Origin of the sequence: Streptomyces sp. NPDC006335 (assembly GCF_040612795.1) — a bacterium.
Taxonomy (GTDB): domain Bacteria; phylum Actinomycetota; class Actinomycetes; order Streptomycetales; family Streptomycetaceae; genus Streptomyces.
In genome coordinates, this window is sequence record NZ_JBEXQX010000007.1 from 334831 (window position 1) to 348027 (window position 13197).

Sequence of the window (13197 nt, forward strand, 5' to 3'; positions counted from 1 at the left end):
ATAGGCTGGCTGGACCACTAGGACCACTTCTTTTGCAAGCATCCGGAGACAACGGTGCAATTCCACGACTCGATGATCAGCCTCGTCGGCAACACCCCGCTCGTGAGGCTCAACAGCGTGACCAAGGGCATCAAGGCGACCGTCCTGGCCAAGGTCGAGTACTTCAACCCCGGCGGCTCCGTGAAGGACCGCATCGCCCTGCGCATGATCGAGGCGGCGGAGGAGAGCGGGGCGCTGAAGCCCGGGGGCACCATCGTCGAGCCGACCAGCGGAAACACCGGGGTCGGGCTCGCCATCGTGGCGCAGCAGAAGGGGTACAAGTGCATCTTCGTGTGCCCCGACAAGGTGAGCACCGACAAGATCAACGTGCTGCGGGCGTACGGCGCCGAGGTCGTCGTCTGCCCGACCGCCGTCGACCCGGAGCACCCGGACTCGTACTACAACGTCTCCGACCGGCTGGTCCGTGAGACGCCCGGCGCGTGGAAGCCCGACCAGTACTCCAACCCCAACAACCCGCTCTCGCACTATCACTCCACCGGCCCCGAGCTGTGGGAGCAGACGGAGGGGAAGATCACCCACTTCGTGGCGGGCGTGGGCACCGGCGGCACCATCTCCGGCACCGGCCGCTACCTCAAGGACGCCAGTGACGGCCGGGTCCAGGTCGTCGGCGCCGATCCCGAGGGGTCCGTGTACTCCGGCGGGTCCGGGCGGCCGTACCTCGTCGAGGGCGTCGGTGAGGACTTCTGGCCGACCGCCTACGACCGGACCGTCGCCGACGAGATCGTCGCCGTCTCCGACAAGGACTCCTTCCAGATGACCCGCCGCCTCGCCAAGGAGGAGGGCCTGCTGGTGGGCGGCTCCTGCGGCATGGCCGTCGTCGCGGCCCTGCGGGTCGCCGAGCGCCTGGACGAGAACGGCGTCGTCGTGGTCCTGCTCCCGGACAGCGGTCGCGGGTACCTCTCGAAGATCTTCAACGACGAGTGGATGGCGGACTACGGCTTCCTGGAGGACGAGGGCCCCAGCGCCCGCGTCGCCGACGTCCTGAGCGACAAGGTGCACGGCGCCATCCCCTCCCTCGTCCACATGCACCCGGACGAGACGGTCGGCGAGGCCATCGAGGTGTTGCGGGAGTACGGCGTCTCGCAGATGCCGATCGTCAAGCCGGGCGCCGGTCACCCGGACGTGATGGCCGCGGAGGTCGTCGGCTCGGTCGTCGAACGCGAGCTGCTGGACGCCCTGTTCACGCAGCGGGCCTCGCTGGAGGACCCGCTGGAGAAGCACATGTCCGCCCCGCTGCCCCAGGTCGGCTCGGGCGAACCGGTCGGCGACCTGATGTCGGTCCTCGGCTCGGCGGACGCGGCCATCGTCCTCGTGGAGGGCAAGCCCACCGGAGTCATCAGCCGCCAGGACCTGCTGGCCTTCCTCGCCAAGGGCGGGAAGTAGCGGCAAACATCCGGTGAACGCCGGGTGCCGGAGGCGAACTTGCGGTTTCCTACCGAAAGGGTGGACTTCGCGGAACTGGTACGAGCGCGTCACGTCCACGCAGCACACGCTTAACACGCGTCCGGCACATTGGTGGATGTCGGCAGGGCGGGAGCGGCTCCCCGCCCCGGCCGGCACCGAACGTCCAAGGACCTCCGGAGCGGCTCCCGGACCTCCAAGGACGCCGGACGTCAGACCTGGCCCGGCCGGGTCGACGTCCCTCGCGGGGACCGCCGTCGTCCCGCCCCCCGTTCACGGGGGTGCGGCGGTCCCCGCGCACACTTCTCCTACGCTCCCGTACTGGCCCAACTGCCCAGCAGCGCCAGCCGCTCCGCGGTCTCCGACCCCGGTTCCGGGGTGTAGACGAGCAGGCTCTGGCCGTCGTCCCCCGGGATCGTGAGGCTCTCGTGCGGGAAGACGAGCAGGCCCGCCACCGGGTGCTGGACGCGCTTCACGCCGTAGGAGCACTCCTTGACCTGGTGGTCGGCCCACAGGCGGCGGAAGTCCTCGCTCTTGAGGGAGAGTTCGCCGACGAGCGAGGTCAGTTCACGGTCGTCCTGGTGGTGGCCCGCCAGGACCCGCAGGTGGGCCACGCACTGGGCGGCCACCGCCTGCCACTCCGGGTAGAAGTCACGGGCGGCCGGGTCGAGGAAGACGTGCCGCGGGATGCTGCGCGCTCTGGCCGTCGTACCGCTGTAGCCGAACACCGCGTCGGCCAGGGCGTTCCAGGCCAGGACGGTCATCCGGCGGTCCAGGACGAAGGCCGGGGTGCGGTCCATGGCGTCGATCATGAGCTGGACGCCCTCGCGGACGCGGGGGCGCGTCGGGCGTTCGGTCTGTCTGCGGGGGCGGGCCACCGCGTGGAGGTACGCGCGCTCCGTCTCGTCCAGGCGCAGCACGCGCGCGACGGCGTCCAGCACCGCGTCCGAGACTCCTCCCGACTTCGTCCGGGAGGGGCCCCCGGGGCCCCGGCCCTGCTCCAGCCGGATGTAGTAGTCGACGCTCACTCCGGCCAGTTGCGCCACCTCCTCCCGGCGCAGACCGGGCACGCGGCGCCGGCCGTGCGAGGGCAGCCCCACCTCCTCGGGCCGGATGCGGGCGCGGCGTGAGCGCAAGAAGTCTCCGAGGTCCCCGTCCATGGGTTCGATCGTAGGGGAGGCCCGGCCGCCGAACCTGGTACTGGCAGACCCAGGAAAAGCGCATCCCTGGGTAAGGCCGCCCGGGCGCCGCAGGGTGGTGGTCGGGCCGGGGAGTCACCCCGGCGGACATCCCACCGAGGAGCACATCGATGTCGTACGAGAATCTGGCCGGACGTACCGCCGTCGTCACCGGAGCGGCGAGCGGCATCGGCGAGGCCACGGCCGTGACGCTGGCGGCGCAGGGGGCGCGGGTCGTGCTGCTCGCGCGGCGCGGTGAGCGGCTGGAGGCGATCGCCGGGAAGATCCGGGCCGACGGCGGACAGGCACTGGCGGTGGTCGCCGACGTCACCGACGACGCGTCCGTGGCGGCCGCCGTGGAGAGCGTCCACGCGGCCTGGGGGACCGTCGACCTGGTGGTTAACAACGCGGGCGTGATGCTGCCGAACCCGATCGCGGACGCCAGGATCGACGAGTGGCAGCGGATGATCGACACCAATGTCACCGGTGTCCTGCGGGTCATCGGCGCGTTCGCCGGGGACCTGTACGAAGCGGCGGAGCAGGGCCGCAGCGCGGACCTGGTGAACGTCTCGTCCATCGGGGCGCACGTCACGAGCTTCACCAACTTCGCCGTCTACGGGGCGACGAAGGCCGCGGTCACCCATCTGTCGGCGCTGCTGAGGAACGAGTTCGGGCCGCGGGGCGTGCGCGTCACCAACATCGAGCCGGGGCTCACGGAGTCCGAGCTCGGCACGCACATCGACAACGACGCGCTGCGCGAGCAGCTCGGCGGCATGGTCGAGGCGACGGGCATGCTGGCGGCCACGGAGCTCGCGGACCTCGTCGCCTACGTCACCAGCCGGCCCCGGCACGTCAACCTGCGCCAGATCATGGTGCTGCCGACCGCGCAGGTGTGAGCGCCGGGTCAGCCCTCCCAGTCGCTGCTCCCGGAGGACGGCTCGGCGCGCCGTCCGCCCCGGAAGAGGTCGGGGTTGAGGCGCAGCGCCTGGAAGGCGTTGACGCCGACGATGCCGACCCAGGTGACCAGCAGGCCGGGCAGGTCGGCGACGGCGCCGCCGATCCCGGAGAGCGGGATCGCCAGCACCAGGGAGACGATGCCGAAGCCGAAGCGCTCACCGAAGGAGTCGGTGGGCTTGGGCGAGCGGGCTCCCCGGGCCGTCACCATCTGCTGCTCGGCGAGCTGACGGCGCAGGCGGCGGTCCACGGCACCGTCGATCCGCTGGTCGACCTTCTCCAGGAACGAGTCGACCAGCGCGGACTCGTACTCCTCGCCCAGTTCCCTGCGGGCCTGCAGGGTGGCGTTGAGTTCCTTCTTGAGTTCGGGGTCCCGCGCATCCATTCCGGTCATGCGGTCCACGGTAGGCAGCGGGAACACGCGCTGCACTGGGGTTAGCCCCCCTGTTGCGGCGGGGGTCCGTCGTAGGGTCCGCCCCGGGTCGCCGAACCGGATCATGAGACGTCTCTTGCCCGGCTGTATAGCGGCATGCAGAGTTCTCGTTGGTTGAATATGTTGTCAACGGGTGCGCTGTTCGGGCGAGGGGAGCTTGGGCTTGATGTCGACTCGGGTCGTGGACACGCCGGATCCCGTCGCGGTCGGGCACACCGGACCGGTCGTCCTCGACGGGACCTCGCTCGGTGTCGCGGACGTCGTCCGCCTCGCCGACGGGAGCGCGCGACCGGTGCCCGGGGCGGGCGCGATGGAGCGGGTGACGCGGTCCTGGGACGCCGCCCGGCAGATCGCCGCGACCGGACGCGTCTACGGCCGCTCGACCGGGGTCGGCGCCAACCGGAACGAGGACGTGCCCACCGAGGCGGCCGCCGGCCACGGGCTACGGCTGCTGCGCAGTCATGCCGGTGCCATCGGCGGGGAACTCCCCGCCCGGCAGGTCCGCGCGATGCTCGCGGTCCGCGCCAACCAGCTCCTGGCGGGCGGCGCGGGACTGCGCCCGACCGTCGTCACGGCCCTGTGCGAGGCCCTGGAGAGCGGCGCGTACCCGGTCGTCAACGAGTTCGGCTCGGTGGGGACCGGAGACATCGCGGCCCTGGCCCAGGCGGGGCTGGCATTGGCGGGGGAACACCCCTGGCGCGGCGGCGGGGGAGTCTCCGGCGGGCACGCGGGCGTGTCCGGTGAGCCCGGAGGGCCTGGTGGGAGCGTCTTGCCCGGCGCCGGGGCGGGCGTCCCCCGGCCTCGGGAGGCCGCCGGTCCGCGCGGTGAGGCGGGTGTTCCCGAGCCCCAGCCCCTCGACAACAACGACGCCCTCGCCTTCATCAGCAGCAACGCCCTCACCCTCGGCCAGGCCGCCCTCGCGCTGCACGAGCTGCGCGGGCTCGTCGAGGCCACCCAGGTCGTCGGGGCGCTGTCACTGCTCGCCGTGGACGGGTCCCACGAGGCGTACGCAGCCCCCGTGCACACGGCACGCCCGCACCGCGGGTCCGCCCAAGTGGCCCGGCGGATGCGGGAGTTGATCGGCGCCGAGGACCGGCCCGCCCCGCCGCTCGGCCGCATCCAGGACCCCTACGGCTTCCGCTGCCTGCCCCAGATCCACGGGCCCGCCCAGGACGCGGCCGACGCCCTGGAGGAAGTCCTCGTCGTCGAGATCAACGCGGCCGCCGAGAACCCCCTCATCTCCCCCGAGGACATGGCCGCCTACCACCACGGCGGCTTCTACCAGGCCCAACTCGCCCTCGCCCTGGACCACTTCAGGCTGGCCCTCACCCAGGTCGCCCGCCTGTCCACGTCCCGGCTCTCCACGCTCAACGAGCCCGCCTTCACCCGTCTCAGACCCTTCCTCGCCGACCACGAGCCCGCCTCCTCCGGCGTGATGATCCTGGAGTACGCCGCGGGCGCCGCCCTCGGCGACCTCAGGGCCTTCTCCGCGCCCGCCTCGCTCGGCCACGCTGTACTCTCCCGGGGCGTCGAGGAACAGGCCAGCTTCGCCTCGCTCGCCGCCCGTCAGACACTGCGCGCGTGCGGCGCGTACCGTCTCGTGGTCGGCTGCGAACTCGTCGCCGCCGTAAGGGCGCTGCGCCAGCGCGGTCTCAGGCCCGACCCGGGCCTGCCGGTGGGCCGCGCGCTGGAACTCGCCGAGGCGGTGCTGGCGGAGGACCCGGCCGACCGGCCGCTCACGGGCGACGTTACGGCGGCGGCCGCGCTGCTCGACCGGTTCACGGACATCTGGAGGGGGATCGAGGCATGAGCGACCTGGGTGCGGCGGGTGCGGCGGACACTCCCGCGGGACGGCTTCAGGCACTGTTCGAGGGGCACCGGCTCACACCGACCCAGCGGCGCATCGCGCACAGCATGGTGCGGCGCGCCTCCGACGTGCCGTTCCTGTCCAGCGTGGAGCTCGCCGAGCTGGCCGGGGTCAGCCAGCCCTCCGTCACCCGCTTCGCCGTCGCCCTCGGCTTCGACGGCTACCCCGCCCTGCGCAGGCACCTGCGCGAGGTCGCGCCCGCCGAGCAGACGGCCGCCTCCGCGTCGTACAACGAGTACCAGCAGGCCGTGGAGGCCGAGATCGAGAACCTGAAGCACCTGGCGCAGGTCCTCGCCGACCCGCGCCCGGTGCGACAGGCAGGCCGGCTGCTCGCCGCCTCCCGCCCCCTGCCGGTGCTCGGGCTGCGGGCCGCCGCCTCCCAGGCGTACGGCTTCGCCTACTTCGCCGCCAAGGTCCACCCGGACGTACGGCTGCTCCACGAGGGCGGCACGATGATCCACGACCGGATCGACGCCGCCGTCCGCGCGGGCGCCTCGGCCCTGCTGTGCTTCGCGCTGCCCCGCCATCCCCGCGAGGTCGTCGACACCCTCGCCTACGCCAAGGAGGCGGGCCTGAGCGTCGTCACGGTCGCCGACTCCGCCTTCGCCCCGGTCGCCAAGGTCTCCGACCTGCTGCTGCCCGCCGCCGTCGGCACCGGCCTCGCCTTCGACACCGCCTGCGCGCCGATGCTGCTCGGCCGGGTGCTGCTGGAGGCCATGTGCGACGACCTGCCGGACGCGCAGGCCCGGCTGGAGGAGTTCGACGCGCGGGCCGCGGCGCGGGGACTCTTCGTCGAGTAGGGCGCTTTTTTCAGACTGGTCTCACGTTCGCCCGCTACTCTCCCCGACCGGCAGGACAGTGCCAGGACGACGAGGAGGCGGGACGTGGCACGCGCAGATCGCAGGGCTCAGGGGCTGGCCAGGGTGGCCGTCGTCGTGCGCGCGGGGGCCGCACCCCTGTGGTGGCTCGGGGTGTTCGCGGCGGCGGTCGGGCTGCTGATCCCGGGGCTGACCGGGCGCCGGATCGGGGTGATGGCGGGCGCGGCGCTGTTCATCGTCGCGGTGGCCGTGGTGGCGTACGGCCGCCGCAAGCGGTACACGGCGCTGGGGCGGGCCGCCGCCCGCGCGGGCAGGCACGACGTGCTCCAGGACCGGGCCGTCACCGTGCGCAACTGGCGCCGCGGGCACCGCTGGTGGCTGCTGCTGGCCTGGCTGGCCGCGCTGCTGAGTTCGTTCGCGGTGCCCGTCGCGGGCGGCATGCTGCTCGCCGGGTGCGCTGCGGGCCTCTGGCTGAAGGCCGCCTGGCTCGGGCGGCGCGAGCGGGACGGGGACGCGCTGCTGTGGGTGCGGGTCGACTGGCTCGCCGCGAACGGCGGACGCCCGGCCGGCAAGGCGGTCAAGGCGTACCGCAGCACGGGTGTCGCGGCGGGCGACGCGGCCCCGGGAGGAGCGCGCCGCCGCACCGCGGCACTGGTCTAGGACCGGCGCCGGCCGGTCACACCTCCAGGTCGGTCTCGATCTGCCGGAGCTGGTGGCGGGCCATCGCGAGGTTGGACCGCTTGGCGTCCAGGACCAGGTAGAGGAAGAGGCCGTTGCCCCCGCGTCCGCTGATCAGGCGGATCAGGTGGTACTGGTCGGACAGGGTGATCAGGATGTCCTCGATCTGGCCCTTGAGGCCGAGGTGCTCCATCGTGCGCATCTTCGCGCGGACCACGTCGGTGTTGCCGGCGGCGGCCACGTTCAGGTCGAAGCCCTTGCTGCCGCCCATGGTGCCGAGCGCCATGCCGCTGGTGTAGTCGACGAGCGCCACGCCGGTGGCGCCCTCGATGGAGGCGAGGGCCTCCTTCAGCGCGGTTTCGGTGTTGGTCATGACTGTGTCTCCTCGGTTCGGTCAACCATCGGTGGTGGTGCGGGCCGCCGTCGGTGCGGTGGCCGCGGCGCGGGTGTCCACGGGCTTGGCCCGGGACGTGCGGGCCGCTCTGGCACGGGCCGGAGCGGGCTTCGCGGGCGCCTTCGTGAGGGTTTCGGTGGGCTCGGCGACCGCGCCGTCGACGAGCTCCGCGATCCGGGCGCCCGCCCGACGGCCCTCCAGGTGGAGGCGGCCGACGTTCACCCGGTCCTGGGCGAGCAGCGTGACGACGGCCCCGGCGCCCGCCGCGTACGTGGCGACATAGCCGTACACGCCCCGTACAAGCAGTTCGCGCAGGTCCCCCTGGCCGGTCCCGTCGGCCAGCTGGGCGGCGAGCGCCCGGGTGGCCCCGGTGAGCGCGGCCACGGTCTCCGGATCGACGCCCGGGGTGTCCTGGGCGAGGACGAGACCGTCGGCGTCGGCCGCGAGGGCGCCGGTGAGCTGCGGCACCCGGGCTCTGAGCCGGCGCAGCTCCTCCAGGATCGCGTCCTGAGCTGCTGCCATCAGATCTCTCCTCTCGGCGCGGATCCGCTGCCGCTCAAAGGGCCTCCAGCGCATCCCTGAGCCTCTTCAGCAAGGTGATGTGGGGATCGACGGGCTCGACGGGGAGGACGGCGCCCGGCGGACCCGGCGCAGCCATGGGCACGGGCACGGGCACGGGCACGGGTTCCGGCTCGGGGAATAACGGCGGCGGGCAGGGCGAGACCACTCCGGCCGCCACCAGCCGCCGTACGTCCACCAGGGTGTGGAAGGCCGGGCGGCCCAGCTCGCGCGCGATCTCCGACGCCGTGCGGACGCCGTCCACGCGGGCCAGCACCGCCTGCCGACGGGCCGGGAGCGACGGGGACGCGGGGCGGTTGGCCCGGGTCAGCGGCACCTCGTCCGGCAGGGCGTCCGGCCAGATGCGGTGCAGCAGGTCCCGGCGGCGCAGGGTCTCGCGCTCCAGGTCGGCGACCGGGACGGGGTGCGGGACGCCGGGGGCGCCGTCGGGCTCCCGCGGCGCGTCGGTGGGCTCGTCCGGGCCGTCCTCGGTGCCGTAGCGGAAGCGGCCCGGGCTGCTGCTCGGGGCGAGGGCGAAGTACGCCGCGTCGTACAGGGCGGTCAGCCGGCACATCTCCAGGGCGCCCGGGCTGAGCAGCCCGCCCGCGACCAGCCGGCGGCCCGCCCGGTGCACGGCCTGGGCGCCGGTGAGGCGGCGGGACCCGGTGCCGGCGCTCCCGGTGCTCGCGACGCTCTCGGCCAGGGCCTGGCGCCAGACGTCGGCGTCCAGCGTGCCGTGGGCGGCGAGGAGCACGTCGGCGCCGGGGGCGGCCGGGCTCTCGGCGTGCACCACCTTGCCGTCGGCGAGGTGCAGGGTGCCGCGCTCGCGCACCAGGACGCCGGTGGCGCGCTCGGCGGCCAGCCGGGTCAGCATCGGTGAGACACCGCCCCAGCCGCGGCCCAGGGCGGCCGCCTTGTCGCGCACCGGCAGCCGGGGCGGCGGGGTGGTGGGCGTGGTGCGGACCGCCGTCATCCGAGCTCCAGCCGTCCGGCCATCTCGCCGAGCCGGATCCGGGCCAGCGCGAGGTTGCCCTCCGCGCGGGCCAGCCACAGGTGCAGGAACACACTGCTGTCGAAGGACGTCGGCACGAACCGCAGGACGTGGTAGCTGTCCCGGTTGCTGAGGATGAGGTCCTCGACCGGCGGGTCGGTCCCGGCCCCGGCGGCCCCCGCTTCGGAGTCGTCGGGGCCCCCGGAGGGCCCGGCCGCCCCGGAGCCCGCGGCGAAGGCCCGCTGCTCGGCGGCGAGCCGGGCGAGCTCGGCGGCCTCCGCGGCGGCCGCCTCCTGGTCGCCGCCGGGGGATTCCCCGACGGCGCCCAGGGCCAGCCCGCTCGTCCAGTCGACCAGCGCGGCTCCGCGCGCGCCCGGCAACCGCATGGCTTCCAGCAGGCACTCGTCGATTCCCTGCACCGTGGCTCCCCTCCCGCCTGGGGTTCGGCTGAGTGACGCCGAAACTACGCAACGTGTGCGCGAGGAGTGAGGGATCCGGCATTTTCCGGTGGAACATGCTCAGGGTGACTAAGGTGGGTCAACTTGCCTTGTTCAGAGGCCAATTGATCAACCGGCCCGCTGGTACGTGTCAACTGCTCCCGGGTGCGTGCAGGGTGGTGAGCGCACCGGCGTGCGCCCCTCCGGATTCGGCCACGATCGAGTCGAGCGTCTGGGGTGCCCGTACGGTCGCGAAGCGGACGCCTCCCGCCGGGCCGGGGGCGAAGCCGTAGACGCCCGGCCGCGCCAGCGAGTTGTAGGCGTAGTGGTGCGCGAAGTAGTACGCGCCGGTGTCCAGCGCCGCCGCGTAGTCCCCCTGCTCCAGCAGCGGCAGCGCGCGCCCCTCGGCCAGCAGGTCGCCCGCGAAACAGGCCGGGCCGGCGACGTCCTGCACCACCTCGGGGCCGCCCTTGGGCCGCCCCTTGCCGTCGTACGCCGCGATCCTCAGCGGCCACGACCCCGGCACGTACACCGTCCGCGTCGCCACCTGCACGCCCGCGTGCGTCACCGCGACCGGGCGCCCGCCCGCGCTCTTGGCGTACTCCACCCGCGCCACGATCGTGCCGTGCTTGGCCAGCAGCGACCGCCCGAACTCGGTGACCAGCCCGTACCGCCCGTCGAACAGCCCCGGCACCGCCTCCCTGAGCGCCCGCGCGTACTGCCGGTACGTCGGTGTCGTCGCCTCCGAGGCGAAGTTCACCGGCAGCCCGCCGCCGATGTCGATCGTGTCGATCTGCGGCCGTCCGATCCGCCGGTTGATCTCCTCGGCGAGCGCGTACGTCTCCGCGACCCCCTGGGCCATCAGGGAGAGCGGGATGCCCTGCGAGCCGGTGTGCGCGTGCAGCCGGGAGAGCCAGGGCCGGTCCGTGTAGGCGCGCACGACCCACTCGCGGGCCCCCTCGTCCCGCAGCGCCACCCCGAACTTCGAGGTCGCCGTGGCCGTGGAGGTCGCCCCGATGGTGCCGCCGCCGACCTGCGGGTTGACCCGGATGCCGAGCGGGGAGCGGCTGACGGCCGATCTCATGAGGCCGTCGATGCGGTCCAGCTCCTGCGGGTTGTCCACGTTGACGGCGATCCCCAGCGCCAGCGCCTCCCTGAGCTCGGCCGGGGTCTTGGCGGGCGAGTCCAGGACGGTCCGGGTCGGTGACAGCCCCGCCGCCCGCGCCAGCGCGAGCTCGCCCGGGCTCGCCACCTCCGCGCCGATGCCCTCCTCGCGCAGCAGCCGCAGCACCGGCACCAGCGGGGTCGCCTTCACCGCGAACGCGTGCAGCACCGGTGTGCCCGGCGCGGTGACCTCGTCGAAGGCCGCGCGGAGCTCCGCGGCCGACTCCCGGATGCCGGTGACGTCGAGCAGCCCCACGACGGGGGCGTCCGGCCCCAGCAGGCCCTGCTCCACGGCCGCGCGCACCGCCTCGTCCCGGCGGGCGGCCCGCCCTTCGCCGGTGCCGTACTCGTCCATCACGTCCCCGTCCATCCCGTCCCCGTCCTGCTCGTCACGCGTGCCCCGGACGGTCGGCCGACCGTCCCTGCCCTGAAACATCCCTGCCCTGTCGATGCTGACGCGAGAACCTGTTGACTAGTTCTATTCATGAAGTCAGGATGTGAATATCGGCAGCAACAGTCCGCAGCGAAGTCCCCAGGAGGCAGACCATGTCAGGACCCCGCCCCGTCCGAGCGCCGCGCGGTACGGAACTGAGCGCCCTGGGATGGCAGCAGGAGGCCGCCCTGCGGATGCTGCAGAACAACCTGGACCCCGAGGTCGCGGAACACCCCGACCAGCTGGTCGTCTACGGCGGCACCGGCAAGGCCGCCCGTGACTGGCGGTCCTTCGACGCCATGGTCCGCACCCTGCGCACCCTCAAGCAGGACGAGACCATGCTGGTCCAGTCCGGCCGCCCCGTCGGCGTGATGCAGACCCACGAGTGGGCCCCGCGCGTCCTGATCGCCAACTCCAACCTCGTCGGCGACTGGGCGAACTGGGAGGAGTTCCGCCGCCTGGAGGCCCTCGGCCTGACCATGTACGGCCAGATGACCGCCGGCTCCTGGATCTACATCGGCACCCAGGGCATCCTCCAGGGCACCTACGAGACCTTCTCCGCCGTCGCCGCCAAGAAGTTCGGCGGCACCCTGGCCGGGACGATCACGCTCACCGCCGGCCTCGGCGGCATGGGCGGCGCCCAGCCGCTCGCGGTCACCATGAACGACGGTGTGGCGATCTGCATCGACGTCGACCCGCGTGCCATCGAGCGCCGCATCGAGCACCGGTACCTGGACGTGCGCGCGGACTCCCTGGAGCACGCCCTCCAGCTCGCCGTCGAGGCCCGCGACGCCCGCCGCCCCCTCTCCATCGGCCTCCTCGGCAACGCCGCCGACCTCGTCCCGCGCATGCTCGCCGAGGGCGCCCCCATCGACATCGTCACCGACCAGACCTCGGCGCACGACCCGCTGGCCTACCTGCCGACGGGCGTCGACTTCGACGACATGGCCTCCTACGCGGCCAAGGACCCGGCGGGCTTCACGACCCGCGCCCGCGAGTCGATGGCCCGGCACGTCGAGGCCATGGTCGGCTTCATGGACGCCGGCGCAGAGGTCTTCGACTACGGCAACTCGATCCGGGGCGAGGCCAAACTCGCCGGGTACGAGCGGGCGTTCGCCTTCCCCGGCTTCGTCCCCGCCTACATCAGGCCACTGTTCTGCGAGGGCAAGGGCCCCTTCCGCTGGGCCGCGCTGTCGGGCGAGGCCTCCGACATCGCCAAGACCGACAAGGCGATCCTCGACCTGTTCCCCCAGAACGAGTCCCTCGCGCGCTGGATCAGGATGGCCGGCGAGCGGGTCCACTTCCAGGGCCTGCCCGCCCGCATCTGCTGGCTCGGCTACGGCGAGCGCGACAAGGCCGGCGAGCGCTTCAACGACATGGTGGCGAGCGGGGAGCTGGCGGCGCCCCTGGCCATCGGGCGGGACCACCTGGACGCCGGATCCGTCGCCTCGCCCTACCGGGAGACCGAGGCCATGCTCGACGGATCCGACGCCATCGCGGACTGGCCGCTGCTGAACGCGATGGTCAACGTGGCCTCGGGCGCGTCCTGGGTGTCGATCCACCACGGGGGCGGCGTGGGCATGGGCCGGTCCCTCCACGCCGGTCAGGTGACGGTCGCCGACGGCACGAAGCTGGGCGGCGAGAAGGTCCGCCGGGTGCTGACCAACGACCCCGGCATGGGCGTCATCCGGCACGTCGACGCGGGCTACGACATCGCGGAGTCCGTCGCCGACGAGCGGGGCGTGCGGGTGCCCATGCGTGAAGGCGACTCGGAGTGACCGTGGGCGGCGATTCCGGAACGGCTCGAGGCCACAGCACCTCCTCCTTCCAC

13 protein-coding genes are annotated in these 13197 nt (G+C 73.3%); 6 read left to right on the forward strand and 7 right to left on the reverse strand.

Translation table 11 applies throughout. The features are described 5' to 3' along the window. The first annotated feature begins 54 nt into the window (after nucleotides 1–54). The gene (locus ABZ098_RS22160; RefSeq protein WP_356593622.1) at nucleotides 55–1443 is read left to right on the forward strand and encodes a cystathionine beta-synthase; all 1389 of its coding nucleotides are present in this window, start codon (nucleotides 55–57) and stop codon (nucleotides 1441–1443) included. A gap of 326 nt (nucleotides 1444–1769) precedes the next feature. Here ABZ098_RS22160 and ABZ098_RS22165 read toward each other — a convergent pair whose 3' ends face one another. Then, on the reverse strand, nucleotides 1770–2621 hold the full coding sequence (locus ABZ098_RS22165; protein ID WP_356593624.1) for a helix-turn-helix transcriptional regulator: 852 nt from the start codon (nucleotides 2619–2621) through the stop codon (nucleotides 1770–1772). Nucleotides 2622–2770: 149 nt separating this feature from the next. Here ABZ098_RS22165 and ABZ098_RS22170 point away from each other — a divergent pair, with 149 nt between their 5' ends. Next, nucleotides 2771–3535, forward strand: coding sequence for an SDR family oxidoreductase (locus ABZ098_RS22170; RefSeq protein WP_356593626.1), 765 nt, complete (start codon nucleotides 2771–2773; stop codon nucleotides 3533–3535). A gap of 8 nt (nucleotides 3536–3543) precedes the next feature. On the opposite strand, the gene ABZ098_RS22175 is transcribed toward ABZ098_RS22170, so the two are convergent. Continuing rightward, a complete protein-coding gene (locus ABZ098_RS22175) occupies nucleotides 3544–3987 on the reverse strand; it encodes a hypothetical protein (protein ID WP_356593628.1) in 444 nt (147 codons plus the stop codon). A gap of 205 nt (nucleotides 3988–4192) precedes the next feature. On the opposite strand from ABZ098_RS22175, the gene ABZ098_RS22180 reads away from it, so the two are divergent. From ABZ098_RS22180 to ABZ098_RS22190, 3 genes are all read left to right on the forward strand, one after another. After that, nucleotides 4193–5836, forward strand: coding sequence for an aromatic amino acid ammonia-lyase (locus ABZ098_RS22180; RefSeq protein WP_356593630.1), 1644 nt, complete (start codon nucleotides 4193–4195; stop codon nucleotides 5834–5836). Next, nucleotides 5833–6693 carry a MurR/RpiR family transcriptional regulator gene (locus ABZ098_RS22185; RefSeq protein WP_356593632.1) on the forward strand — a complete coding sequence of 287 codons (861 nt, stop codon included), beginning with the start codon at nucleotides 5833–5835 and terminating at the stop codon, nucleotides 6691–6693. Before ABZ098_RS22180 ends, ABZ098_RS22185 begins: the two co-directional genes overlap by 4 nt. Nucleotides 6694–6777: 84 nt before the next feature. Next, nucleotides 6778–7371, forward strand: a complete 594-nt coding sequence (locus ABZ098_RS22190) for a hypothetical protein (protein WP_356593634.1) — start codon at nucleotides 6778–6780, stop codon at nucleotides 7369–7371. 16 nt (nucleotides 7372–7387) lie between these two features. Here the strand turns inward: ABZ098_RS22190 and ABZ098_RS22195 are convergent, their stop codons facing one another. The 5 genes from ABZ098_RS22195 to ABZ098_RS22215 all read right to left on the reverse strand — a co-directional run bounded on the left by ABZ098_RS22195 (nucleotide 7388) and on the right by ABZ098_RS22215 (nucleotide 11303). Beyond that, a complete protein-coding gene (locus ABZ098_RS22195; protein ID WP_356593636.1) occupies nucleotides 7388–7762 on the reverse strand; it encodes a hypothetical protein in 375 nt (124 codons plus the stop codon). A gap of 21 nt (nucleotides 7763–7783) precedes the next feature. Further along, entirely contained in the window at nucleotides 7784–8305 is a 522-nt protein-coding gene (locus ABZ098_RS22200; RefSeq protein WP_356593638.1) for a roadblock/LC7 domain-containing protein, read from the reverse strand. A gap of 34 nt (nucleotides 8306–8339) precedes the next feature. Next, complete coding sequence (locus tag ABZ098_RS22205) at nucleotides 8340–9314, reverse strand: hypothetical protein (protein WP_356593640.1); 975 nt, start codon at nucleotides 9312–9314, stop codon at nucleotides 8340–8342. Next, nucleotides 9311–9751 carry a hypothetical protein gene (locus ABZ098_RS22210; protein ID WP_356593642.1) on the reverse strand — a complete coding sequence of 147 codons (441 nt, stop codon included), beginning with the start codon at nucleotides 9749–9751 and terminating at the stop codon, nucleotides 9311–9313. Before ABZ098_RS22210 ends, ABZ098_RS22205 begins: the two co-directional genes overlap by 4 nt. Before the next feature lie 169 nt (nucleotides 9752–9920). Beyond that, a complete protein-coding gene (locus tag ABZ098_RS22215; protein ID WP_356593793.1) occupies nucleotides 9921–11303 on the reverse strand; it encodes a diaminopimelate decarboxylase in 1383 nt (460 codons plus the stop codon). 176 nt (nucleotides 11304–11479) lie between these two features. Here ABZ098_RS22215 and hutU point away from each other — a divergent pair, with 176 nt between their 5' ends. Beyond that, complete coding sequence (hutU, locus tag ABZ098_RS22220; RefSeq protein ID WP_356593644.1) at nucleotides 11480–13144, forward strand: urocanate hydratase; 1665 nt, start codon at nucleotides 11480–11482, stop codon at nucleotides 13142–13144. Nucleotides 13145–13197 lie beyond the last annotated feature (53 nt).